This window comes from Nocardioides sp. zg-1308 (assembly GCF_013155375.1).
In the GTDB taxonomy this organism is placed as follows: domain Bacteria; phylum Actinomycetota; class Actinomycetes; order Propionibacteriales; family Nocardioidaceae; genus Nocardioides; species Nocardioides renjunii.
The window spans coordinates 52397-76390 of the sequence record NZ_JABJQY010000001.1; the positions used below are offsets into that span (position 1 = coordinate 52397).

General features: G+C 74.0%; 25 protein-coding genes. 5 read left to right on the top strand and 20 right to left on the bottom strand.

Annotation, left to right across the window (positions count from 1 at the left end):
- Positions 1 to 154: 154 nt before the first annotated feature.
- From ftsY to smc, 6 genes are all read right to left on the bottom strand, one after another.
- A complete protein-coding gene (ftsY, locus tag HN031_RS00250; RefSeq protein ID WP_172264689.1) occupies positions 155 to 1300 on the bottom strand; it encodes a signal recognition particle-docking protein FtsY in 1146 nt (381 codons plus the stop codon).
- Positions 1301 to 1312: 12 nt separating this feature from the next.
- Positions 1313 to 2227 (bottom strand): class I SAM-dependent methyltransferase, encoded by a 915-nt coding sequence (locus HN031_RS00255; protein WP_172264691.1) that lies wholly within the window; start codon positions 2225 to 2227, stop codon positions 1313 to 1315.
- Positions 2228 to 2320: 93 nt separating this feature from the next.
- Positions 2321 to 2497, bottom strand: a complete 177-nt coding sequence (locus HN031_RS00260) for a hypothetical protein (RefSeq protein ID WP_172264693.1) — start codon at positions 2495 to 2497, stop codon at positions 2321 to 2323.
- Between the two features lie 115 nt (positions 2498 to 2612).
- Positions 2613 to 3062, bottom strand: a complete 450-nt coding sequence (locus HN031_RS00265) for a thioesterase family protein (protein WP_172264695.1) — start codon at positions 3060 to 3062, stop codon at positions 2613 to 2615.
- Positions 3063 to 3152: 90 nt separating this feature from the next.
- Complete coding sequence (locus tag HN031_RS00270; protein WP_172264698.1) at positions 3153 to 3764, bottom strand: LysE family translocator; 612 nt, start codon at positions 3762 to 3764, stop codon at positions 3153 to 3155.
- Positions 3765 to 3783: 19 nt separating this feature from the next.
- On the bottom strand, positions 3784 to 7338 hold the full coding sequence (gene smc, locus HN031_RS00275) for a chromosome segregation protein SMC (RefSeq protein WP_172264701.1): 3555 nt from the start codon (positions 7336 to 7338) through the stop codon (positions 3784 to 3786).
- Positions 7339 to 7481: 143 nt separating this feature from the next.
- On the opposite strand from smc, the gene HN031_RS00280 reads away from it, so the two are divergent.
- The gene (locus HN031_RS00280) at positions 7482 to 8156 is read left to right on the top strand and encodes a hypothetical protein (protein WP_172264704.1); all 675 of its coding nucleotides are present in this window, start codon (positions 7482 to 7484) and stop codon (positions 8154 to 8156) included.
- A gap of 19 nt (positions 8157 to 8175) precedes the next feature.
- On the opposite strand, the gene HN031_RS22095 is transcribed toward HN031_RS00280, so the two are convergent.
- Genes HN031_RS22095 through HN031_RS00295 form a run of 3 tightly spaced genes read right to left on the bottom strand, consistent with a single transcriptional unit; the run spans position 8176 to position 11144 of the window.
- On the bottom strand, positions 8176 to 8655 hold the full coding sequence (locus HN031_RS22095; protein ID WP_172264707.1) for a GNAT family N-acetyltransferase: 480 nt from the start codon (positions 8653 to 8655) through the stop codon (positions 8176 to 8178).
- Positions 8648 to 9754, bottom strand: coding sequence for an alanine--glyoxylate aminotransferase family protein (locus tag HN031_RS00290; RefSeq protein ID WP_172264710.1), 1107 nt, complete (start codon positions 9752 to 9754; stop codon positions 8648 to 8650). Before HN031_RS00290 ends, HN031_RS22095 begins: the two co-directional genes overlap by 8 nt.
- A gap of 28 nt (positions 9755 to 9782) precedes the next feature.
- Positions 9783 to 11144 (bottom strand): FAD-binding oxidoreductase, encoded by a 1362-nt coding sequence (locus HN031_RS00295; protein WP_367650607.1) that lies wholly within the window; start codon positions 11142 to 11144, stop codon positions 9783 to 9785.
- A gap of 40 nt (positions 11145 to 11184) precedes the next feature.
- On the opposite strand from HN031_RS00295, the gene HN031_RS00300 reads away from it, so the two are divergent.
- Positions 11185 to 12336 carry a bifunctional 2-polyprenyl-6-hydroxyphenol methylase/3-demethylubiquinol 3-O-methyltransferase UbiG gene (locus HN031_RS00300; RefSeq protein WP_172264716.1) on the top strand — a complete coding sequence of 384 codons (1152 nt, stop codon included), beginning with the start codon at positions 11185 to 11187 and terminating at the stop codon, positions 12334 to 12336.
- Here HN031_RS00300 and HN031_RS00305 read toward each other — a convergent pair.
- From HN031_RS00305 to HN031_RS00350, 10 genes are all read right to left on the bottom strand, one after another.
- The gene (locus HN031_RS00305) at positions 12316 to 13635 is read right to left on the bottom strand and encodes an MFS transporter (RefSeq protein ID WP_172264719.1); all 1320 of its coding nucleotides are present in this window, start codon (positions 13633 to 13635) and stop codon (positions 12316 to 12318) included. The two genes, HN031_RS00300 and HN031_RS00305, sit on opposite strands and share 21 nt — an antisense overlap.
- Positions 13636 to 13681: 46 nt before the next feature.
- Entirely contained in the window at positions 13682 to 13876 is a 195-nt protein-coding gene (locus tag HN031_RS00310; protein ID WP_172264722.1) for a hypothetical protein, read from the bottom strand.
- A gap of 95 nt (positions 13877 to 13971) precedes the next feature.
- Complete coding sequence (gene mutM / locus HN031_RS00315; RefSeq protein ID WP_172264725.1) at positions 13972 to 14868, bottom strand: bifunctional DNA-formamidopyrimidine glycosylase/DNA-(apurinic or apyrimidinic site) lyase; 897 nt, start codon at positions 14866 to 14868, stop codon at positions 13972 to 13974.
- A gap of 3 nt (positions 14869 to 14871) precedes the next feature.
- Entirely contained in the window at positions 14872 to 15615 is a 744-nt protein-coding gene (gene rnc, locus HN031_RS00320) for a ribonuclease III (RefSeq protein WP_216651983.1), read from the bottom strand.
- Positions 15612 to 15797, bottom strand: a complete 186-nt coding sequence (gene rpmF, locus HN031_RS00325; protein WP_056906555.1) for a 50S ribosomal protein L32 — start codon at positions 15795 to 15797, stop codon at positions 15612 to 15614. The genes rnc and rpmF overlap by 4 nt, the downstream gene beginning before the upstream one ends.
- A gap of 55 nt (positions 15798 to 15852) precedes the next feature.
- Entirely contained in the window at positions 15853 to 16425 is a 573-nt protein-coding gene (locus tag HN031_RS00330; RefSeq protein ID WP_367650608.1) for a DUF177 domain-containing protein, read from the bottom strand.
- Positions 16426 to 16522: 97 nt separating this feature from the next.
- Positions 16523 to 17008 carry a pantetheine-phosphate adenylyltransferase gene (gene coaD / locus HN031_RS00335; protein WP_172264734.1) on the bottom strand — a complete coding sequence of 162 codons (486 nt, stop codon included), beginning with the start codon at positions 17006 to 17008 and terminating at the stop codon, positions 16523 to 16525.
- A 52-nt stretch (positions 17009 to 17060) separates the two neighbouring features.
- The gene (rsmD, locus tag HN031_RS00340; protein WP_172264738.1) at positions 17061 to 17630 is read right to left on the bottom strand and encodes a 16S rRNA (guanine(966)-N(2))-methyltransferase RsmD; all 570 of its coding nucleotides are present in this window, start codon (positions 17628 to 17630) and stop codon (positions 17061 to 17063) included.
- Positions 17631 to 17640: 10 nt separating this feature from the next.
- A complete protein-coding gene (locus tag HN031_RS00345) occupies positions 17641 to 19851 on the bottom strand; it encodes an ATP-dependent DNA helicase RecG (protein WP_172264741.1) in 2211 nt (736 codons plus the stop codon).
- Between the two features lie 27 nt (positions 19852 to 19878).
- A complete protein-coding gene (locus tag HN031_RS00350; protein ID WP_172264744.1) occupies positions 19879 to 21549 on the bottom strand; it encodes a DAK2 domain-containing protein in 1671 nt (556 codons plus the stop codon).
- Positions 21550 to 21773: 224 nt separating this feature from the next.
- Here HN031_RS00350 and rpmB point away from each other — a divergent pair, with 224 nt between their 5' ends.
- Entirely contained in the window at positions 21774 to 21959 is a 186-nt protein-coding gene (gene rpmB, locus HN031_RS00355) for a 50S ribosomal protein L28 (protein WP_129473193.1), read from the top strand.
- A 193-nt stretch (positions 21960 to 22152) separates the two neighbouring features.
- Here the strand turns inward: rpmB and HN031_RS00360 are convergent, their stop codons facing one another.
- Complete coding sequence (locus HN031_RS00360; RefSeq protein ID WP_172264747.1) at positions 22153 to 23103, bottom strand: thiamine-phosphate kinase; 951 nt, start codon at positions 23101 to 23103, stop codon at positions 22153 to 22155.
- Between the two features lie 117 nt (positions 23104 to 23220).
- Here HN031_RS00360 and HN031_RS00365 point away from each other — a divergent pair, with 117 nt between their 5' ends.
- On the top strand, positions 23221 to 23457 hold the full coding sequence (locus HN031_RS00365; protein WP_172265396.1) for an Lrp/AsnC family transcriptional regulator: 237 nt from the start codon (positions 23221 to 23223) through the stop codon (positions 23455 to 23457).
- 25 nt (positions 23458 to 23482) lie between these two features.
- Complete coding sequence (locus HN031_RS00370) at positions 23483 to 23986, top strand: DUF3515 domain-containing protein (RefSeq protein WP_216651953.1); 504 nt, start codon at positions 23483 to 23485, stop codon at positions 23984 to 23986.
- Positions 23987 to 23994: the final 8 nt, after the last annotated feature.

Consider the following 23994-nt stretch of genomic DNA (forward strand, 5'->3'; position numbering starts at 1 on the left):
GCGGCTGGGACACGTGTCCGAGATGTGACCCTCGCCCGGGTCGGCCGGGGCCGCGTCGCGGACACGTGTCCGACTTCTGGCCCTCGCCCGAGGTCGCCCGGGGCAACATCTCGGACACGTGTCCGGCCCGCGGAGCAGCCGAGCGCCCAGCCCCTCAGCCCAGGAGCGCGTCGACGAAGGCGGCGGGGTCGAAGGGGGCCATGTCGTCGGGCCCCTCGCCGAGTCCGACGAGCTTGACGGGTACGCCGAGCTCGCGCTGCACCTGCACGACGATGCCGCCCTTGGCGGACCCGTCGAGCTTGGTGAGGACGATGCCGGTGACGTCGACGATCTCGCTGAACACCCGGGCCTGGATCAGGCCGTTCTGGCCGGTGGTGGCGTCGAGCACCAGCAGCACCTCGGTGACAGGTGCCTGCTTCTCGATGACGCGCTTGACCTTGCCGAGCTCGTCCATCAGGCCTGCCTTGTTCTGCAGGCGGCCGGCGGTGTCGACCAGGACGGTGTCGATGCCGTTCTCCGTGCCGTGCTTGACCGCCTCGAACGCGACGCTGGCGGGGTCGCCGCCCTCGGGGCCGCGCACCACCTCGACGCCTACACGCTCGCCCCAGGTCGCGAGCTGGTCGACGGCCGCGGCGCGGAAGGTGTCGGCCGCACCGAGGGTCACCGTGAGGTCCTCGGCGACGAGGATGCGGGCGATCTTGCCGACGGTGGTGGTCTTGCCGGCGCCGTTGACTCCCACGACCAGCACGACGCCGGGCCGGCCGTCGGTGCCGGTCACCTGGACGCGGCGGTCCATGTCGGTGCCGACGAGCTCGATCAGCTCCTCGCGCAGCACCGCCCGGGTGTCCAGCGCCTGGCCGCCCTCCACCCGCAGCCGGGTGCGCAGCCGCTCGACCAACGCCTGCGTGGGGGCGACGCCGACGTCGGCGGTGAGGAGCGTGTCCTCGATCGCCTCCCACGTGTCCTCGTCGAGCCGGTCACGGCTCAGCAGCGCCAGCAGGCCCTTGCCCAGGCCGCCCTGCGAGCGCGACAGCCGCTGCCGCAGGCGCACCAGCCGCGAGGCCGTGCTCTCCGGCTTCTCGATCGCCGGGGGCTCCTCGACGAGGGTCCCGGTGGTGTCGACCGCGGGCTCCGGTGGCGCCTCGGTGGCGACGTCGGTGTCGCTCGGGGGCGGGACGATGACGTCCGTGCCGCCGGCCGGCGGCTGGACGCCACGGCGTCGCCCGGAGGTCAGCAGCCCGGCGAGCGTGATGACGCCGACGACCGCGATGCCGATGATCAGATAGAGCCAGTCACCCATGGCGCCATCCTTTCAGAGGCGCGTGAGGCGCTGCAGCCGGGTGATCACCCGGTGCCGTCGCCGCGGCGTGACCTCCTCGAGCCGGGCTCGCAGGGCGTCGCGCGTGGCCGCGAGGCGGTCACCGCGGGCGCGGGCCCGCTCGAACCCGTCCTGCACGTGCGCCAGCTCGGCGAGCAGGGCGTCGAGGGCCGCGGTCAGCCCCGACGCGGTCGCGCCGGCCACCATCGGGGCGGCCGTCCCCCGCCCCGGACCCGCGATCCAGACGACCTCGTGCGGCATCAGCCTGAACCACCGCACGGCCGCCTCGCCCAGGAGCGCAGGCGGGGTCACCCGGACCGACGAGAGTCCGGCGGCCGAGAGCCGGTCGTCGAAGTCGTCGCCGTACCAGCGGACGTGGTCGCGCTGGCCGAAGCGGCGCTTGCACTCCTCCGGCGAGCACCCGAGGTCCTCCTCCGTCGCGACACCGACCCTGATCGGGACCTCGAGCAGCGCGATGCCGCGAGGACTCAGCACGCGGGCGACCTCGCGCATCGCCGCGCCGTCGTCGGGCACGTGCTCGAGGACGTGGTAGCAGACGAGCAGGTCGACGGATCCGTCGCGCAGCGGCAGCCGGTCGATGCTGGCCAGGGCGTCGACCTCGCGGGCGTCGTAGCCGGCGTCGAGGCTGATCCGCCTCCGCGCCCCCAGCCGCTCGAGCAGGTGCGTCGACTGCTTCGACGGCGCGATCTCGACCACCAGGTCGAGGTCGCGCAGCCGCGGAGCGAGCGTCCCGAGCAGGAGGGAGAGGAACCGGTGCCGCTCCAGGCCGCCGCACCGCGGGCATGTCGCCCCGGGACGCCCGTCGGGGCCGGGGCGGAACGGCCGGTGCACCATCGCGTCGCACGCGGCGCAGTAGCTCACCGGGACCTCCGGTCGTGAACCGGTCACGTCGGCAGGCTAGTGGCCCCGCCCCTCCAGCGGCGGTGCCGCGCCGAGGTCGCCACGAGGCGGAGGCCGCGTCACGAGCGGCTCACTGACGGCTCACTGCCGGCTCTCGCTGTCCTCCAGCGTCGGGAGCGTGTCGACACCCTTGCGCATCGCGCTGCCGAGCTGCGGCGCGACGGGCATCTCCTCGCCACGGTGGGGGTAGGCGACGTAGACGGCCACGGCAGCGGCGACGAGCACGCCGATGGTCATCATCACAACGATCGCGAGCACGGGGATCCTCCGAGGTGGTCCGAGCAGGTGGTTCGAGCAGGGACCTCCACCGTGACACACCCCGACCGCCGGACCGGCACCGGCGAGGGACCTCGGCGCGTCGCCGTGGCGGGCGTCACGCCTCCCGCAGCAGCGGTACGACGGCCGCGCGGACGACGTCGGGCATCGGGACCACCGGCCGGTCCCCGGCGCCGCGGGAGTTGTCGACGTAGACGTGGACGAAGCGCCCCTCGGCCGCCGCCTCGTCGGACGACCCCTGGAACAACCCGATCCGGTAGACGACCGAGCTGGTGCCGACCTTGTCCACGACCAGGCCCATCTCGACGGGCTCCGGGAAGCCGATCTCGCGGAAGTAGCGGCACCCGGTCTCGGCGACTACCCCGATCTGGGGCAGGGCACGGACGTCGACGCCGGTCGCCTCGTAGAGGTGGGCGTTGACCGCGGTGTCGAACAGCTCGTAGTAGGTGGCGTTGTTGAGGTGTCCGTAGGCGTCGTCGTCGCGCCAGCGGGTGGTGGCGGTGCGCCAGGCGACGTAGTCGGCCCGGGTCGGCAGCTCAGGAGGCATGCCGCGCATCCTCCCAGCCGGGTCGGCGGGCCCGAGCAGGTGGCCGGACCGAGCAGGCGGCCTAGCAGGCGGCCGCACCGAGCAGGTGGCTCAGCGCGACTCGAAGGCCAGCCGGAGGCCGAGGGCGGCGAAGGCGGCGGCGAAGAAGCCCTGGATGCGCTCGACGAGCCGGGGCCGCGCCAGCACGCGCTCGCGCAGCAGCCCGGCGCAGACGCCGTAGGCCGCGAAGACGAGGAACGTCAGCGCCATGAAGACCAGGCTCAGCACGAGCATCCGGCCGGTGGCGTGGGGGGTGGACGCCGGGACGAACTGGGGCAGGAACGCGAAGAAGAACAGCGTCAGCTTGGGGTTGAGCAGGTTGAGGGTGATCCCGGACGCCATCACGCTCCAGGCGGAGCCGGGGCGCTCGTCCGTGCCGGTGATCGGCTCGCGACGGTGCCGCCAGGTGCTCCACGCCATCCAGAGCAGGTAGGCCACGCCGAGGTACTTCAGCACCGCGAAGGCCACGCCGCTGGCGTGCAGCACCGCCGCCAGCCCGGTGAGCGCCGCGACGAGGTGCGGAACCGTGCCCACGGTGCAGGCCAGCGCCGCGACGACCGCGGCCCTCGGTCCGCGGCCGAGACCGGCCGCGATGGTGAAGACGGCGCCGGTGCCGGGCGTGGCGACGATGACCAGCGCGGTGGCGAGGAAGGCCCAGGACATGGCGCCATGCTGCCAGAGCTCAGGCCGTCGTGGCGCGCTCCAGCCGCTGCGAGATCACCGCGGAGACGCCGTCGCCGCGCATCGTGACGCCGTAGAGCGCGTCGCCGACCTCCATCGTCCGCTTCTGGTGCGTGATCACGAGGAGCTGGGAGTTCTCGCGCAGCTCCTCGTAGATCTGCAGCAGGCGGCCCAGGTTGGTGTCGTCGAGCGCGGCCTCGACCTCGTCGAGGATGTAGAACGGCGACGGCCTCGCCTTGAAGAGGGCGACCAGGAAGGCGACCGCGACCAGCGAGCGCTCGCCACCGGAGAGCAGCGAGAGGCGCTTGACCTTCTTGCCGGGCGGGCGGGCCTCGACCTCGACACCGGTCGCCAGCATGTCGCCGGGGTCGGTGAGCACGAGCCGTCCCTCGCCGCCGGGGAACAGCCGGGCGAAGGTCTGGTCGAAGGCCTTCTCGACGTCGGCGTAGGCCTCGGTGAAGACCTGCTCCACACGGGCGTCGACCTCGCGGACGATGTCGAGGAGGTCCTTGCGGGTGCGCTTGAGGTCCTCGAGCTGCTCGGTGAGGAACTTGTGGCGCTCCTCCATCGCGGAGAACTCCTCGAGCGCGAGCGGGTTGACCCGACCGAGCATCGACAGCGCCCGCTCGGCGCTGCGCAGCCGCTTGACCTGCTCCTCGCGGACGAACGGCGCCGGCTCGGGCGCCTCCTCGCCCTCGGGCACCTCGCCGCTGAACGGGACGGGGTTGGCCGGGCCGTAGTCAGCGACCAGGCCGTCGGGGTCGAGCCCCAGCTCCTCGAGCGCGCGCTCCTCCAGCTGCTCGATGCGCATCCGCTGCTGGGTGCGGGCCATCTCGTCGCGGTGCACGGAGCTGACCAGCTCGTCGTGCTCACGGCCGAGGTCGCGCAGCCGGGTGCGCACCGTCATCAGGCGCTGCTCGCTCCCCTGGCGCGACTCCTCCACCGCGGCGCGCTCGTCGGCGGCCAGCATCACGGAGCGCTCGAGCTGGTGCAGCACCACGCGGACGGCGACGGCGACCGCCCGGGCGGCACGTCCCTCGCGCAGCAGCCGCTCCCGGCGCTCGGCGGCGCGGGCGCGGGACTCACGCTCGGCCTGGGCGGCGCGGAGCAGCGAGTCGGCGCGGCCGTGCAGCGCGCGGGCGCGCTCCTCGGCGGTGCGCAGGGCGAGGCGCGCGTCCATCTCGCCCTGACGGGCCTCGCGGGCGGCGTCGGCGAGCTTCTCCCGGTCGGAGGTGTCGGGCTCCTCGTCGGTCACGTCCTGGGCCGCCGCGAGCCGGGCCTCGAGCTCGGCGAGGCCGGCGAGGTCGGCCTCGCGCGCCTCGCGCGCCGTCACGATGGCCCGCTCGAGCCGGTCGGCCTCCCCCTTGGCGGCTCGCGCCTGGGACCCGTGCTGGCCGAGCTCCTCGGCCACCGCGGCCAGGGTGGCGTCGGACTCGTGCAACTTGGCGAGGGCCACGTCGACCCGCTTGAGGGCGTCGTGGCGCGCCGCCTCGAGGCGGGAGATCTCGAAGCCGAGCCGCTCGGTGGCGGCCGTCGCGTCGGCCAGCATCGTCGTGGCCTCGTCGACCGCGGCCTGCACCTCGATGAGGCTCGGCTGGCTGCTGGAGCCACCGGCCGCGAAGTGGGAGCCGAGGACGTCACCCTCGCGGGTCACGGCCACCACGTCGGGCAGCTCGGCGACCAGCCGCCGGGCGGCGGCGAGGTCGTCGACCACGGCGACCCGGTGCAGCAGCCGCACCAGCGCGGGGCGTACGTCGTCGGGCGCGGCGACCACGTCGACGGCGTACGTCGCGCCGTCGGGCAGGCCGGGCCAGTCGCGGTCGCCGGCCGGGGCTCCGCCCAGCACCAGCCCGGCTCGGCCGAGGTCGTCGTCCTTGAGGTGCGTGATCGCCGCGACGGCGGCGTGGGCGTCGGTGACGACGACGGCGTCGGCGGCCGTGCCGAGCGCGGCCGCGACGGCGGTCTCGAAGCCGTGGTCGACGTCGAGCAGCGCGGCGACCGAGCCGAGCAGTCCGTCGACGCTGTCGGTGGCGGCGAGCAGGGCGCCCGCGCCGTCCTTGCGGTTGAGCCCGATCTCCAGGGCGTCGCGGCGAGCGACCAGGCCGGCGCGCTCGCGGTCGGCGCGCTGGGCGTCCTCGCGCGCCCGGGCGAGCTGCTCCTCGACGTCGTCGAGGACCGCCACGGCCTCCTCGTGCTCGGAGTCGAGGCCCTCCTCACCCGCGTCGAGGCCGGCGACCTTGGTCTCCAGCGCCAGGAAGTCGCGCTGCGCGCGCTCGGCGCGGGTGGCGGCGTCCTCGCGGGCGTCGGTGAGGCGGCGGATCTCGGCGTCGGCGGCCTCGGCGCGGGACGTGAGGGCGTTGACCTGGCCGGTGAGCCGGGCCAGCCCCTCCCGCCTGTCGGCGGCAGCGCGCTGGAGGCCGGCGATGCGCTTGTCCTCCTGCGCGGCGGCCTCCTCGGCGGCGCGCCGGGCGACGACGGCGGCGTCGAGGGCGGCGCGCTGCTGCTCGACCTGCTCGGCGATCTCCGCCTCCTGCCGGCGGACCCGGCCGGCCTGCTCCTCGAGCTCGTCGGGGTCGCGCCCGGAGTCGACGGTGTCGCCCTCGGCGGCCCCGGCGGCGTTGCGGATCCGCTCGTCGGCCAGCGAAGCGGTCCCGCGGAGGCGCTCCTTGAGCCCGGACAGCGCGAACCACGTCTCCTGGGCGGCCGCGAGCCGCGGCAGGTCGTCGCGCAGCGCCGCCTCGAGCCGCGACTCCTCCTCACGGCCCGCCGCGATCTCCGCCTCCACCTGCTCGCGGCGCTCGAGCAGCACCGACTCGTCGGCGAGCTCGGTCTCGAGCGCGGTGCGGGCGGTGACGAGGTCGTCGGCGAGCAGGCGGGCGCGGGCGTCGCGCACGTCGGCCTGGACCGTCTGGGCCTGGCGCGCGACCTCCGCCTGGCGCCCGAGCGGCTTGAGCTGGCGGCGGATCTCGGAGAGCAGGTCGGCCAGCCGGGTCAGGTTGCCGTCGGTGGCGTCGAGCTTGCGGAGCGCCTTCTCCTTGCGCTTGCGGTGCTTGAGCACCCCCGCGGCCTCCTCGATGAAGCCGCGTCGGTCCTCGGGGGTGGCGTGCAGGATCGAGTCGAGCTGGCCCTGGCCGACGATCACGTGCATCTCGCGGCCGATGCCGGAGTCGCTGAGCAGCTCCTGCACGTCGAGCAGCCGGCAGGACTGCCCGTTGATGGCGTACTCCGAGCCGCCGTTGCGGAACATCGTCCGGCTGATCGTGACCTCGGCGTAGTCGATCGGCAGGGCGCCGTCGGAGTTGTCGATGGTCAGCTGCACCTCGGCGCGGCCCAGCGGCGGCCGGCCGGACGTCCCGGCGAAGATGACGTCCTCCATCTTGCCGCCGCGCAGGCTCTTCGCGCCCTGCTCACCCATGACCCAGGCGAGCGCGTCGACCACGTTGGACTTGCCCGACCCGTTGGGCCCGACGATGCAGGTGATGCCCGGCTCGAGCTGCAAGGTCGTCGAGGACGCGAAGGACTTGAACCCCTTGAGGGTCAGGCTCTTCAGGTACAACGCGTGCTCCTCACCGGGTCAGGCCAACTCCCACCGCCACGTGGGTCACTGAAGACTGGGGAAGCTCAGCGCGGATCACCCTACGACACGCACCGCCGCGGCAGCCGTTGCGCGTGGGCGTGCCACGGGGCCATGCTGGGTCGATGCGGCGGACCGTCACGAGGACCATCGTCGGAAGGGTGGTCGGGAGGGTCGTCGCGCTGGTGACCCTCGGTGCGCTCGTCGGAGCCGTCGTGGCACCGGCGACCGCGGGGCGGGCGGACGCGGCCCCGGAGCCCGTGACGCGGGAGCACCTGCTCACCCGGGCCGACGTCGAGTCGGTCCACCCCGAGACCCTCGACCCGCTGCGGATCGTGCTGCGCTCGCCCGTCTTCGCCCCACGCGGGTGCGAGGACCAGGCGCAGGTCGTGCGCGGCAGCAGCGTGATCCTGGCCAGCTTCTCCCCGAGCGTCCGGCGCCGCTCCGTGTCGATGGTCGACCACCACGTCGTCCGGTTCTCCTCCGTCGGGCAGGCGCGCTCCCTCGTGCAGCGCTACCGGCACTTCAGCAGGGGGTGCGTCGGCGACGTCGACACCGACGACGGCGAGGGCGGCGCCGTACGCCTCAAGAACCGCGCCTGGTTCCCGCCGCGGGTCGGTCAGGAGTCCGCCGGGATGCTCGTCGGCTGGTTCTCCCGCGGGTCCGCCGACTGGCGGCGGGTGCTGGTGAGCCGGGTCGGGCGGACGGTGTCCGTGCTCGACGTCAGCTTCACCGACGTCCGCCCGCCGAGGTCCGGGGTGCTCGAGCTGGGCGAGATCGCGGTCGACCGCCTCGGCTGACGGTCCGACGGGTGCGCTCCTAGAGGTCGCGCTTCATCTGCTGGGCCGTCACGCCGTAGCCGAGCGAGTCGTAGAGCCGCATGGCCGTCGTGTTGTGGCCGAAGACGTTGAGCCCGATGGTGGTGGCCCCGAGGTCCCGCGACGCCTCGTGGAGGGCCTCCATCAGGGCGCGGCCGAGGCCCTCGCCGCGGCGCCCCGCGACGACCTCGACGTCGTAGATCCACGCGGACACGCCGGCCGCCCGCCGGCGCACCTCGACCCACCCGACGCCGACGGCGTCGCCCGTGTCGCCGTCGAGCGCGGTCCACAGGTGCATCCCCGGGCTCGACAGTCCGTCCGGCAGCAGCTCGGCGAGCTGGACCGCGGCCCGCTTGGCGGCGGCGTCCGCGTCGAGCTGCCCGGAGGCCGCCATCTCCGCGGCGTACCCGTGCTCGGACCGCTCGCGGTAGGCGGCGTACTCCTCCGGGGTCATCGGGCGCAGCCGGATCCGCTCAGCCACGACCGAGCACCTCCCGCAGCGCGGCGAGCACCAGCAGCACGGTGTCGGGCCGAGCGTTGCGGCCCATCAGGCCGATCCGCCACACGCTCGTGGCGTACGCCCCGGCGCCGGCGCCGATCTCGATGCCGTGGCGCTCGAGGAGCTCGCGCCGGACGGCGGCGGAGTCGACGCCTTCGGGCACCTTCACGGTGGTCAGCTGCGGCAGCCGGCTCCCCTCGGCCGCGAACAGCTCGAGCCCCATGTCCTCGAGCCCCGCCTGCAGGGCCTCGCCGGCGGCCCGGTGGCGGGCCCAGACGGCGTCGAGCCCCTCGTCGAGGACGCGCGCGAGACCGGCGTGGAGGCTGGCGACCATCGCCGTGGGGGCCGTGTGGTGGTAGGTCCGCTGACCGCCCTGGACCCCGGCCTCACCGACGTAGCCGCCGAGCATGCCCAGGTCGAGGTACCACGACCTCGGCTTCTCGACCCGGCGCTCGAAGGCCCGCTCGCCGATGGTGAACGGCGCGAGCCCGGGCGCGACGCCGAGGCACTTCTGGGTGCCGGCGTAGGCGACGTCGACGCCCCAGTCGTCGGCACGCACCTCGATGCCGCCGATCGACGTCACGGCGTCCACCAGCAGCAGGGCCTCGCTGCCCTGCGCCCGGAGCGCCGCTCCGAGCGCGGCGATGTCGGAGCGGACACCGGTCGAGGTCTCCGCGTGCACCGCGGCCACGATGGCCGGCGCGGGATGCGCGGCCAGCACCCGGTCGACGTCGACCGGGTGACCCCACTCGTGCTCCACCGCGACGACCTCCGCGCCGCAGCGGGCGGCCACGTCGGTCATCCGCTGCCCGAACAGGCCGTTGACCGCCACCACCACCACGTCACCGGGATGGACGGTGTTGACGAAGGCCGCCTCCATGCCGGCCGAGCCGGTGGCGCTGAGCGGGAGCGTGCGCGTGTTGGTCGTGCCCCACACCGTGCGCAGCATCTCGCAGGTGTCGTCCATGATCCGGAGGAACTCCGGGTCGAGGTGGCCGAGCAACGGCTGGGCGAGGGCGCTGGTCGCCTCGGGATAGGGGTTCGAGGGACCGGGACCGAGGAGGTGGCGCTCGCGGATCATGGGACCGAACCTAGCCAACCGGTCGCGCTCAGAGCACCGCACCGGGGTTGAGGATGCCGTCGGGGTCGAGGGCGTCCTTGATGCGCCGCGTCAGCGCCATCACGTCGTCGCCGAGCATCTCCGGCAGCGCGACCTTCTTGGTCCGGCCCACGCCGTGCTCGCCGGTGATCGTGCCGCCGAGCCGGATCGCCGCGCGCAGCACGTCGTCGAAGGCGGCGCGGGCGCGACGCTCGGAGTCGGCGTCACCGGCGGTGTAGACGATGATCGGATGGGTGTTGCCGTCGCCCGCGTGGGCGACCGTCGGGATCTCCACGCCGTGGCGCACGCCGATCTCCGTCACGGCCGCGAGCAGGTCCGGCAGCAGCGGCACGGGCACCCCGACGTCCTCCAGCAGCAGCGCGCCGCGGGCCTCGACCGCCGGGAACGCCGCACGCCGCGCCGCGACGAACATCTCGCCCTCCGCCGGGTCGTCGGTGACGACGACCTCGGTGGCGCCGGCGGCCGTGCACGCCGCCTCGACGGCCACGACCTCCGCCGTACGGGCGTCGCCGGGGGCGTCGGACTGCACGACGAGGAGGGCGCCGGCCCGCCGGTCGAGCCCGCGTGGCGAGAAGTCCTCGACGGCGTTGATGGAGGCCCGGTCCATCAGCTCCATCATCGACGGGCGCAGTGTCCGGCGTACGGCGACGACGGCCGCGGCCGCGGCCACGACCGAGGGGAAGGACGCCACGAGCGTCGCCGGGGGCAGCGGCAGCGGGACCAGTCGCAGGATCGCCCGGGTGACGATCCCGAGCGTCCCCTCGGAGCCGACGAAGAGCTTGACGAGGGACAGGCCGGCCACGTCCTTGATCCGCTTGCCGCCCAGGGTCACCAGCGTGCCGTCGGCGAGCACGACGTCGAGGCCGAGGACGTAGTCGGTCGTCACGCCGTACTTGACGCAGCACAGCCCGCCGGCGTTGGTGGCGACGTTGCCGCCGATGGAGCAGATCTCGAAGGACGACGGGTCGGGCGGGTACCACAGGCCGTGCTCGCGGACCGCCGCCTTGACCTCGGCGTTGAGGGCACCCGGCTCCACCACCGCCACCTGGCAGTCGGCGTCGACCTCGATCGCGCGCATCCGCTCCAGGCTCAGCACGATGCCGCCGTCGACGGCGCTCGCGCCACCGGACAGCCCGGACCCGGCGCCGCGCGGGACCACCGGGACGCCGTGCGTCGCGGCCCACCGCACGGCGGTCTGCACCTGCGCGGCGTCCTCGGCGCGCACCACCGCCACGGGCGTGCCCGCGGCGGTGTCCCGCGCCCAGTCGAAGCGGTATCCGGCGACGGTGGCGGGGTCCGTGACGACCACGCCGGCCGGCAGCGAGGCCACGAGGTCGGCGAGGGCTTCCACCCGGCCATCGTGGCACGGACGGGGCCCTATGCTCCCGGGCATGGACGACACCGCCGCCGCCATCGTCGCCACCCGGCGCCAGCACATCCTCGACGGCACGGACGTCACGCAGGGCCGCAGCCTCGAGATCGGCCCCTTGGCCACCCCGATCCTCACCCGCGACATGGGCGACGTCCGCTACGTCGACGTGGTCGACCTGGCGGGGCTGCGTGAGCACTACGGCACCGACGCCACCGTGGTGACCGAGGACATCGTGGAGGTCGACTTCTGGCTGACCCGCGAGGACGGCAGCGTCAGCACCCTCGCCGAGGCGGTCGCGCCAGACGGTCCCTACCACCACGTGGTGGCCAGCCACGTGATCGAGCACGTCCCCGACATGGTGCGGTGGCTCCAGGACGTCGCCGACGTGCTCGTCGACGGCGGGTCGCTGCTGCTCGCCGTGCCCGACCGGCGCTTCTGCTTCGACGCGTTGCGCTCGCCGGCGACGGTCGGGCAGGTGCTGCAGGCACACCACGACGGCGACCGGATCCCCTCGGTGCGCGCCGTCTACGACTACGCCCGCACCTCGGTCGAGTTCCCCACCGCGGCCGCCTGGGCCGGCGCATGGCCGCCCGAGCAGCGCACCGCGCCGCTCGATCGCGCCCGGACGATGGTGGCCCAGCAGCAGCAGGGGCTCTATGTCGACTGCCACGTCTGGCCGACCAGCCCCGTCGGGCTCGCCGACCTCCTCGCCGACCTCGTCGAGCTCGGCCTCGTCGACTTCGGAGTGGAGCGCGTCACCGCGACGCAGCGCGGGCACCACGAGTTCTACGTGACCCTGCGCCGCTTCCACCGCGCCCGCGACCGGGACGTCCAGGCCGCCGAGGCGGTCGCCGCGCTGGGCGGCCTGCGCGCCGACCTCCCCGACGAGGACCGCACGTGGCCGCACCAGGTCCGCGAGGCGGAGCTGCTCGAGCAGCAGCAGGTGCTCGAGCGCCGGCTGGCGCGGGCGGAGGCACGGCTCGCCACGGCCACGGCGGCCCGCGACCGGGCCCGCGAGCAGCGCGACCGCGCCCGCAGGGACCGCCGGCGAGCGCGGGCGAGTGCCCGTGAGCTCGCCGCGCTCGTGGAGCCGCAGCGGACCCGGCCCGCCGTACGCCTCGTCGGCGGCGTGCGCCGCCGGCTGGGCCGGCTACGCCCCGGGCGCGGCTGACCCGGGCGCCGCTGACTCGGGTGCCGACTCGGGTCCCGACTCGGTTGCAGGCTCGGCCGCCCGCGCTGCCACGACCTCGTCGTTGTGCGCGATCTGGGCGAGCGAGCGCCACACCAGCGCCAGGGTGACCCCCGAGCCGACGAAGGCGAACCACCACGGCGCGGTCAGCCCCCAGACGTCGGCGATGAGCCCGCCGAGGAGCGAGCCGACGAGCATCCCGCCCATCACGCAGATCATGTAGACCGAGCCAACCCGGCCCTGCAGCTCGCTGGGGACCGCGCGCTGGCGCACGGACTGCGAGAGCGTGCCCCACACGAACGCGTACGCCCCGAAGAAGAACAGGAGCGGGTACGCCGCCCACGGCGAGGTCGTGAGGGCCATCGCCAGGTGGAAGAGCACCTCGGCGAGCAGCACCGCCCGCATGAGCGTGGCGAGCGGCACGCGCTTCTCGAGGCGCCCGTAGGCGAACGTCGCGAGGAGCCCGCCGAGGGCGGAGGCGGTGATGAGCAGCCCGAACCCGGCCTCGTCGATGCCCACGCGCTCCAGCGCCCAGAGCACGAGCACCGACCACGGCGCCGCCCAGGTGACGTTGAAGACGACGATGATGACGGCGAGCGTGCGGACCGGCGGGTTGCCCATCAGCCACCGCACCCCGTCGGCGATGTCCTGGCGGACGTGGGTGTCGACGTCGGCGCGAACGGGGCCGGGTGGCGTGCCGATCCGGGACACGAGAACGACGCCGACCGCGATGCACACCACCGTCACGGCGAACGGCCACACCATCCCGACCGTGAAGAGCACGGCGCCGACGGCGGGGCCGACGAGCTGGTTGCCGGTGATCATCCCGGCCATGAGCCGGGAGTTCGCGATGCCGAGGTCCCGCTTCTCGACGAGCATCGGTGTGAGCGTGCCGGCGGTGGCGTCGACGAACACCTCGGCCGTTCCGAGCGCCAGCATGGCGCCGAGGACGATCGCGATGTTGACGTGCCCGGTCGCCACGACGACGCACAGCCCGGCGAGGACCACCGCCCGCGCGGCGTTGGCGGCCATGATGACGCGGCGCCGGTCGAGGCGGTCGGCCATCGCGCCGGCGAAGAGGCCGAAGAACAGCCACGGGGCCTGCAGCGCGATCATCGCCGCGGAGACGAGGACCGGGCTGCGGGTCTGGGAGGCCACGAGCAGCGGGCCCGCCGCGATGAGGATCCCGTCGCCCAGGTTGGTCACCCACGACGACCCGACGAGCCAGCGGAACCCGCTGCCGAGACGCGTCGGGAAGATCGTCTCGACGAGGGCGCTCACAAGCACCGGACCCTACGTGGCGCGCCGGCGCCGACGCACCGGGATATCAGGCGGGCTGCAGGTCCTCCACGGTGAGCTCCTGCTCGCGCGCGGCCGCCGCGAGCCGGTCGTTGTCGGCCTGGAGCCTCAGGACGAGGGCCTCGAGGTCGGCGACGCGGCGCCGCAGACGGCGGTTCTGCACGGCGAGGACGGCGGTGCTCCGCACGTCGTTGTCGATGTGACCCATCAGCGCCTTGGCCATGGGGAGCCTTTCGGGACAAGGTCCGGACACGAGCGGCCGGCCACGGGGACCGGCCGTCTCCAAGAGTCCCACCGCGCGACGGGCGGGTCAACGCCTCAGCGGCGGGGACGGGCCCGCGGCGGGCGCTGGCAGGTGGGGCAGAAGAACGACGACCGGTTCATGAAGGCGACGCGGCGGATGGGCGTGCCGCACCTGCGGCACGGCTGGCCCTCCTGGCCGTAGGCGTCGAGGGACCGGTCGAAGTAGCCCGACTCGCCGTTGACGTTGACGTAGAGCGCGTCGAACGACGTGCCGCCCTGGGCGAGCGCCTCGCCCATGACGGCGCGGACGTGGCCGAGCAGCTCACGCAGCACCGGCCCGGTGAGCCGGTCGCCGGGGCGCTCGCCGTGCAGCCGGGCGCGCCACAGCGCCTCGTCGGCGTAGATGTTGCCCACCCCGGAGATGAGGCCCTGGTCGAGGAGCAGCCGCTTGACCGCGGACGTACGCCGGCGGGCGCGGCGCACGAACTCCTCGTCGTCGAAGTCGGGGTCGATCGGGTCGCGGGCGATGTGCACGATCTCGGTCGGCAGCCCCGCGCCGCCCTCGGAGACGACGAGGCCGCCGAACATGCGCTGGTCGACGAAGCGCATCTCGAGGGGCCGTGCCTCGGGGGCGCCCTCGGCCGGGGTGAGGAGGAACCGCACCCGCAGGTGCCGCTCGTCGGGTGCGCCGGGCTCGTGCAGCAGCATCTGCCCGCTCATGCCGAGGTGACCGAGCAGGGCGTCACCGCTCTCCTGCCCCGACTGCGGCGCGAGGGCGAGCCAGAAGTACTTGCCGCGACGGCGAACGGCCGTGATCCGCTGGCCGACCAGCGCGGCGACGAAGCCGGTCGAGCCGCGGTGGTCGCGGCGCACGGGCCGCGGGTGCAGCACCTCGACGGCCGCGATGGTGCTGCCGACGACGTGGCGCTCGAGGCCGGCGCGGACGACCTCGACCTCGGGGAGCTCGGGCACGGCTCAGGCGTCGGTGCCCACGGGAGCCGCCTCGGGCTCGACCGCGGTGCCGTCGGCGTGGGCGGCGTGGGCGGTCCGGATCTCCCGGTAGGCCGTCTCGGCGGCGCCCTGCTCGGCCTCCTTCTTGGAGCGGCCCTTGCCGTTGCCGAGGACGAGGTCGCCGACGCGGACCCGCGCGACGAAGGTCTTCATGTGGTCGGGGCCGTCGTCCTCGATGAGGTACTCCGGCACGCCGAGGCCGAGGTCGGCCGACAGCTCCTGCAGGGAGGTCTTCCAGTCGAGGCCGGCGCCCATCGAGGCGGCCGCCTCCATCACCGGGTCGAACAGCCGGTGGACCACCTTGGCGGCCTCGTCCATGCCGCCGCTGAGGTGGATCGCGCCGATGACCGCCTCGACGGTGTCGGACAGGATCGAGGCCTTGTCGCGACCGCCGGTCGTCTCCTCGCCCCGGCCGAGCTTGATGTGCCGGCCGAGGTCGATCTCGCGCGCCACGTCGGCCAGGGCGCGCGCGTTGACGACCGCCGCGCGCAGCTTGGCCAGCCGGCCCTCGGAGAAGTCCGGGTGGGTGGTGTAGAGCGTCTCGGTGACCACCACCCCGAGCACCGAGTCGCCGAGGAACTCCAGGCGCTCGTTGGTGGGGATCTGCCCGTTCTCGTAGGCGTACGAGCGGTGCGTCAGGGCACGCTGCAGCAGCTCGGGATCCAGGACCGGATCACCGAGCGCTGCGCGGAGCTCGTCGGTGGTCAGAGGACCTGGCGACGGTCGGCCCGGGCGCCGTACTGGCCGCACTGGCCGCACGCGCGGTGCGGGAGGTGCTTGGCGCCGCAGGCGGGGTTGGCGCAGGTCACGAGGGTCGGCGCGACGGCCTTCCACTGCGAACGGCGGTGACGCGTGTTGCTGCGCGACATCTTCCGCTTCGGAACAGCCATGGTGTGTCTCCTGTTGCTTCGGCTTGCTGGTCAGCCGGGGATTCCCGGTGAGTGGTCAGTCCTGGTCGTGCGAGTCCTGCTGCAGCCCCTGCAGCCCTGCCCATCGCGGGTCGATCGGCGCGTCGTGCGCGTGGTCGGGGTCGTCCGCGAGCCGCGCACCGCACTCGGTGCACAACCCGGGGCAATCGTCCATGCACAGCGGCTGGAACGGTAGTGCGAGCACCACCGCGTCCCGCAGCAGGGGCTCGAGGTCGAGCAGGTCGTCCTCGAGCAGGCTGGTCTCGTCGTCGAGGTCACGGTCGTCGTGCTCCGTGGCCTTGACGTGCTGGTCGGGGTAGACGTACAGCTCCTGCAGCCGAGCGTGGATCTCGTCCTTGATCGGCTCCAGGCACCGCACGCACTCCCCCTCGAGCGTGGCCGTGGCCGTGCCCGTGAGCAGCACGCCCTCCATGACCGCCTCCAGCCGCAGGTCGAGCTCGACCGGCGATCCTTCGGGGACACCGAGGACTTCGATGCCAAGTTCTGCTGGTGCCGGAACGGTCAGCTCGAGCTCCCGCTGGGACCCCGGGCGGCGGCCGAGCTCGCGAGTATCGAGCACGAGCGGCGCCCTCGGGTCCAGGCTGGTCACGACGAACTCCCACATCTGGACACCAACACAACCTCGGAATCGTATCGGTCGCCCCACCGGCGGGGCAAAACGAGTGGCGGGTGGGGCCGCTCGGACCTCAGCCGCGGCGGTCGGCGAGACGGCGTACGAGCTGCTCGCGGACCGGCTCGGGCAGCAGCCCGCGTACGTCTCCACCGAGGCCGGCGACCTCCTTGACGAGGCTCGAGGAGACGAACGCGTTGCCCACGGCGGTGGGCAGGAACACCGTCTCCACCCCGGTCAGGTGCGAGTTCATCTGGGCCATCGGGAGCTCGTACTCGTAGTCGCCGGGGCCGCGCAGGCCCTTGACGATCGCGACGGCGTCGAGCTCGCGGCAGAAGTCGACGATCAGGCCCTCGAAGCCGGCCACCCGGACGTTGGCCATCCCGGCCGTGGCCTCCTCGAGCATGGCGATGCGCTCGTCGGGGGTGAAGAGCCGGTTCTTGGACATGTTGGTGCCGATGGCGACGACCACCTCGTCGAACAGCCCGGCGGCCCGGGCGACGATGTCGAGGTGGCCGTGGGTCACCGGGTCGAAGGACCCGGGGCAGACGGCGCGACGCACGCGGACTCCCTTCGAGCGGAGGCTCCAGGACGGGTGCGGTGGAGGCTGGCCGTCAGGGTGCCGGGGTGGCGTGACCGTACCAAAGCGCGGTCTCGCCGTAGCGCTTCGTACGGTCGCCCTCGATGCCGTCCGGCCAGGTCACCGCGCTGCGCTTGGCGGCGCGCTCGACGACCACGAGCGCACCGGGCACGAGCCAGCCGTGGGCAACGAGCGCGACCAGGTCGGCGCGGACGTCGCCGTCGGGCATCGGGTAGGGCGGGTCGGAGAACACCACGTCGTAGGGAGCGGCGGGCGAGCTGGCGAGGAAGGTCGACACGCCTGCGGCCACCACGCGGGCCCGGCCGAAGCCGAGGGTCGTGGCGTTGCGACTGATCAGCGCTGCCGTGCGCCGGTCCTGCTCGACCATGGTGACCACGCCGGCCCCGCGCGACCACGCCTCGAGGCCGACCGCGCCGGAGCCGGCGTAGAGGTCGAGGAAGCGCAGCCCGTCGAGGGACCCGGTGCGCGACTCGACGGCCGAGAACAGGGCCTCGCGCACCCGGTCGCTCGTCGGGCGGGTCGTCTGGCCGCGCGGCGTCTCCAGCCGGCGGCCGCCCGCCGTTCCCCCGATGATCCGAGTCATGTCGTCGCGATCAGCCCTTCTCCATGAATCCCGACGCCGCCGAGCGCTCGACCTCGGCGACGGCGTCGGCGAGCTCGGGCGCCTGCGCCAGCGCAGGGTCTTCGGAGAGTAGCGCCTCCGCTGCCTCCCGGGCACGCACGATGGTCTTCTCGTCGCGCAGCACCCGCAGCGTCACCAGCCCGGACCGGAAGCCGGACTGGCTCGCCCCGAGCACGTCGCCCTCGCGGCGCTGCTCGAGGTCGACGCGGCTCAGCTCGAAGCCGTCGGTGGTCGACGCGACGGCGTCGAGCCGGTCGCGCGCCGGCGACCCCAGCTCGGCGTGGGAGACGAGCAGGCACAGGCCCGGGAGCCCGCCCCGGCCGACGCGGCCGCGGAGCTGGTGCAGCTGGGAGACACCGAACCGGTCGGCGTCGAGGAGCACCATCATGGTGGCGTTGTGCACGTCGACGCCGACCTCGATGACGGTCGTGGAGACCAGCACGTCGACGTCGCCGGCCGCGAAGGCGCGCATGGTGCGGTCCTTGTCGTCGGGCGCGAGCCGGCCGTGCAGGACGGCGGTGCGCAGTCCGCGGAGCGGTCCGGCCGCCAGCTCCTCGTGGACGTCCTCCACCGCGGCCAGCGACCGCTTGGGCGGCGCGATCTCGGCGCCCTCCTCGTCGAGGTCGACCTGGTCGGTCTCCCCCTCCTCCCCGGAGTCGCCGGAGATCCGCGGGCACACGACGTAGACCTGGTGGCCCTTCTCGACCTCCTCGCGGACGCGCTGCCACACCCGCTCGATCCAGCTCGGCTGGTCCGCGAGGGGCACGACGTTGGTCTGGATCGGCGCGCGGCCGGCGGGGAGCTCGGCGAGGACGGACGTCTCGAGGTCGCCGAAGACCGTCATCGCGACCGTGCGCGGGATCGGGGTCGCGGTCATCACCAGCACGTGGGGCGGCGTGCCGGCCTTGTCGGTGAGCGCGGCCCGCTGCTCCACGCCGAAGCGGTGCTGCTCGTCGACGACCACGAGCCCGAGGTCGGCGAACTCGACGCGGTCCTCGAGCAGCGCGTGGGTGCCGATCACGATCCCGGCCTCGCCGGTGACGATCCGCAGCATCGCCTCCTGGCGGGCCGCCCGGCCCATCGAGCCGGTGAGAAGGACGACCGAGGTGGCCTCGGCCGCCCCGCCGAGCATGCCACCCTGGGCGAGGTCGCCGAGCATGGCCGAGATCGAGCGGTGGTGCTGCTGCGCGAGGACCTCCGTGGGCGCGAGGAGCGCCGCCTGCCCGCCCGAGTCCACGACCTGCAGCATCGCGCGCAGCGCGACGAGCGTCTTGCCGGAGCCGACCTCACCCTGCAGCAGGCGGTTCATCGGGTGGTCACGGGCGAGCTCCTCGGCGACCAGCTCACCGATCTCGCGCTGGCCGCCGGTGAGCTCGAACGGCAGCCGCTCGTCGAACGCCGCCAGGAGCCCGTCGGGGCGACCGGCGCGGGACCGGGCGCCCTGCGCCCGGTGGGTGGCGCGCCGCCGGGCGAGGGTGAGCTGGAGGACCAGCGCCTCCTCGAACCGGAACCGCTTCTGGGCCGCGCCGAGCTGGCTCCACTCGTCGGGGGCGTGGATCCACCGCAGCGCCTGCATCACCCCGAGGAGCTCGTAGCGCTCGCGGAGCTCGGGGGTGAAGACGTCGGGGACCCCGGTGACGAGGTCGAGGGCGGCCGCCACGACCTTCTGCAGGTCCCAGGAGTAGAGCTTGGCGGTGAGCGGGTAGACCGGCATCAGCTTGCTCATCGAGGCGGCCTCGGCGCCGTCGAGCGCGAAGCCGTGGGGCTGGTCGAGCTGCCAGCTGCCGCGGAACTGCTTGGCCTTGCCGGTGAAGACCGCCCTGCTGCCGGGGCGGAACTCGGCCTCGTGGCGGTCCGCCAGGCCCTGGTAGGGGCTGAACAGGGTGACGGAGAAGTCGGGACCGTCGGTGCGCAGCCGCACCGTCGTACGGAACTGGCGCCGGTTGCCGCCGAAGAACGAGGCGCTCTCGCAGGACCGCACCTCGCCGACGATCGTCAGCTGCTCCCCCACGACCGGCGTGGCGACCTCGGAGAGCTCGGTGGCGGCGACGTAGCGGCGCGGGAAGTGGCGCAGCAGGTCGCCCACCGTGGCCAGGCCGAGGCCCTCCTCGGCGAGCTTGCGCTTCTTGTGGTGGGAGCCGAACACCGCTTGGATCGGGCTGTCAGGCGTGATCGCGACCATGGAGGAATCCTGCCGGAGGGGTGCCGGTCACTCGACGCTGACGAGCAGCGGGTAGCGCGGCTGGCCGCCCTCGTGGACCGCGACGTCGACGTGCGGGTGGCGCTCCTCGACGCGCGCGCAGACCCGTGCGGCGAGGTCGTTGCCGTCCTGCCCCGCGACGATGGTGACGAGCTCGCCACCGCCGGCGAGCAGGCGCTCGAGGACCTCGTGGGCGACGGCCTCGAGGTCGGCGCCGACGACCGCGAAGTCGCCTGCGATGACACCGAGGGCGTCACCCGGCTCGCACGGCCCGGCCATGGTGATCGCCTGCCGGGCGGCGACCGTGACGGCGCCGTGGCGGGCGTGGCGGGCGGTCGCGGTCATCTCCCGGACGTCGGCGTCGAACGTGCGGCCCGGCTCGTGGACCGAGATCGCCGCGAGGCCCTGCACCTGGGCCTGGGTGGGGATCACCTCGACCGACACGTCGTGCTCCGCCTCGGCGGTGCGAGCCGCGATCTCGGCGGCGCGGACGGTGTCGCCGTCATTGGGCAGCACGACCACCTCGGAGGCGCCGCAGCCGGTGATGGCCTCGAGCAGCTGGCCGGTCGAGGGACGACGGCCGGGACCGCCGGGGACGACGAGGGCACCGGCGGACTCGAAGAGCTCCGCCAGCCCGGGTCCGGCCGCCACCGCGACGACCCTGCGGCCGGTGCGGGCGGTGCGGCCCGAGGCCCGGTGCCGGGCCTCGGCCGCCTGGTCCGCGAAGTGGGTGACCCGGATCCGGTGCGGCCGGCCGGCGACCACGCCCGCCTCGATCGCCGCACCGACGTCGTCGACGTGGACGTGGACGTTCCACAGGCCGTCGCCGCCGACGACCACGAGGCTGTCCCCCAGCGCCCCCAGCGCCTCGCGGAGCACGGGGATCGCCTCCTCCTCGGCGTCGCGCGCGGTCTCGAGGAGGTAGATCACCTCGTAGCCCGGGCCGTCCTCCGCTGGGTCACCGCCCGACGAGCCGTCGGGGAGGGTGACCGGGATGTGGTGCGTCCCGATGGGCGCGGCGAGCTGCATCGGGCGCCGGCCGGTCGCGGTGGTCTCGACGGCGTCGAGCACCACGGTGAGGCCGCGACCGCCCGCGTCGACGACACCGGCACGGGCCAGCACGGGGAGCTGCTCCGGCGTACGGGCGAGGGCGGTGCGCGCCGCGGCGGCCGCGGCGGTGAAGACGTCGCGGGCGCGGGCGCCCGGCCGCTGCGCGGCCACGCGGGCGGCGTCGGAGGCGGCGCGCGCCACCGTGAGGATGGTGCCCTCGACGGGGGTGCCGACCGCGGCGTAGCTGGCGTCGGTCGCCGCCTGCATCGCAGCCGCGATCGTGTGCGCGCGCCGGTCCTCGAGGCCCGCGCCGGCCAGGTGGGTGACGTAGGCGCGCAGCATCTGGCTCAGGATCACCCCGGAGTTGCCGCGGGCACCCATCAGCGCGGCACGCGCCAGCAGCGCCAGCCCCTCCTCGATGCCGAGGCCGGGGTCGGCGGCGCGGGCGGCGCGCAGCTCGTCACGGGCGGCCGAGACGGTGAGGAACATGTTGGTGCCGGTGTCGCCGTCGGGGACGGGGTAGACGTTGAGCGCGTCGATCTCCTCGCGGGCCGCGGAGAGCGCATCGGTGGCGATGTCGACGAACCGGGCAACCGCGTCGAGGTCGATGCCGTGGGTGACTGGCTCCATCGAGTCGGTGTGCTCCCGGGTGTGCGTGGACGGGTCGAACGGGCGGTCGGTCTGGTGGGATGATCAGCGGGTTGTGGTGCGCGCCACAGGGTAGTGCCCGCCTCCGACCGTGCTGCGATTTCATCTCGTCGCCGGTCCTCGGCTACTCTTTCCCGGTTGCCCGCTGCCGCCCTCGGTGGCTCGGGCCCTTCAGAACATCACCCTCGAACGGATCGGAGTGCACGGTGGCTGCCGTCTGCGACATCTGCGCCAAGAAGCCGGGCTTCGGAAACAACCGTCCCTGGTCGCGCAAGATCACGAAGCGTCGCTTCAACCCCAACATCCAGCGCGTCCGGGCGACCGTCAACGGCACGCCCAAGCGCCTGAACGTCTGCACCGGCTGCCTCAAGGCCGGCAAGGTCACCCGCTGACCTGATCCCAGACCTCGTACGAGCCCCCGTCGCACTGCGGCGGGGGCTTCGTCGTGGTGGGGGCGGGTTGCTTGCGGTTTCCCCGCATATGCGGGGAAACCCGAACTTCCGGGGGCGTACACACCTCGAGAAGTTGGAGACTCGCCCAAGAAGTCGGTCGTGAGTCTCTGGGCGACTCACGTGCGAGGGCGGCTCAGAAGTGCGTCCAGCCGGTTAGCCCGTCGTACGCCGCGCCGTCGACCGTCACGCCCTCCCCCTCGAGCACCTCGCCGACCACCTGCCAGCCGGCGGGAACGGAGGCGGTGTCGGGGAAGGTCGCGAGCAGGGAGTGGTCGTCGCCCCCGGTCAGGATGAACTGCATCGGGTCCGCGCCGAGGGCGGCGCCGACCGCCTGGAGCGGCTCGGGGATGTCGAAGGAGCCGCGGCGCACGTCGACGGCGACCCCGCTCGCCTCGGCGATGTGGCCGGCCTCGGACAGCAGACCGTCGGAGACGTCGATGAGGGAGGTGGCGCCGGCCTCGGCGGCCTCGCGGCCGGCGGCGTACGGCGGCTCCGGACGGCGGTAGGCCTCGACGAGGACCCGCGGCGAGCGGAAGCCCCGGCCCAGGACGGCCAGTCCCCCGGCCGCCCAGCCCTGCCGGCCGGTCAGCGCGAGCACGTCGCCCGGCCGGGCGCCGGAGCGCAGCACCGGCGCCTGCGTGCACTGACCGATCACCGTCACGGCGATGACGAGCTCGTCGGCGCGCGTGACGTCGCCCCCGACGACCGTGGCACCGACGATCGCGCACTCCTCGGCGAGGCCACGTGCGAAGTCGAGGGCCCACGCCACCGGGAGGTCGGCCGGCGCGGCGAGGCCGATGGTGAGGTGGCGACCGGTGCCGCCCATCGCGTTGATGTCGGACAGGTTCTGGGCGGCGGCCCGGTGGCCGACGTCGGCGGCGTCCGCCCAGTCGCGGCGGAAGTGGCGCCCCTCGACCATGAGGTCGGTGGAGACGACCACGTGGCCGTGCTTGATGCGCAGGACGGCGGCGTCGTCGCCCGGTCCGACGAGCACGTGCTCGTCGCCCTCGAAGATGTCCACGAGCTGGGAGATGAGGCCGAACTCGCCGGTCTCGCCGAGGGTTGCGTCCGATGCGGGAGCCATGACCTCATCCCACCAGACCGGAGCCGTGACCACAGTCACCCATCCCCTGTCGGGTGGCCAGCGCCGCGCGGTAGGTTGTGCCGGTCACACCCGATGAACGAGACCGAGGAGTCCACGATGGTCGTCCAGGCCTACATCCTGATCCAGACCGACGTCGGCAAGGCAGCCGAGGTTGCCCGCGAGATCGCCCAGATCAACGGCGTCACCCTCGCGGAGGACGTCACCGGTCCCTACGACGTGATCGTCCGCGCCGAGGCCAAGAACGTCGACGAGCTGGGCAAGCTCGTCGTCTCGAAGGTGCAGAACCTCGACGGCATCACCCGCACGCTCACCTGCCCGGTCGTCCACATCTGATCCGCTGACCAGCACCCGACGACGCGTGCAGCCACGACGACGCCTCGGCCCCGCGGGCCGGGGCGTCGCCGTGTCTGCGGCCGCCTGCGTCCTCCTCGCCGCCTGCAGCGGGGGCACGCCGGAGATCGAGGAGCGCGACCTCGACGACGCCGACCGCGCCGCCTGCGAGGCCCTCGTGGCGGACCTGCCCGACACCCTGGCGGGCCAGGAGCGCCGCGACGTCGAGCCGGACGGCGCGCTCGGAGCCGCCTGGGGCGACCCGGCGTACGTCCTCTCCTGCGGCGTCCCGGAGCCGGAGGACTACGAGCCCACCGCGACGTGCAGCGTCATCGAGGGCGTCGGCTGGTACGTCACCGACGACCAGCTCAGCGACCTGCAGGAGGACGCGACGCCGATCGCGCTGACCCGCACGCCCTACGTCGAGCTGCGGGTGCCCACCGACTACCGCACCGAGGGCATCGACCGCGCCCTCGCCGACCTCGCCCCGGCGCTGGAGGAGCACCTGCGCGAGGGCCTCCCCTGCCTGTAGCCCCAGAG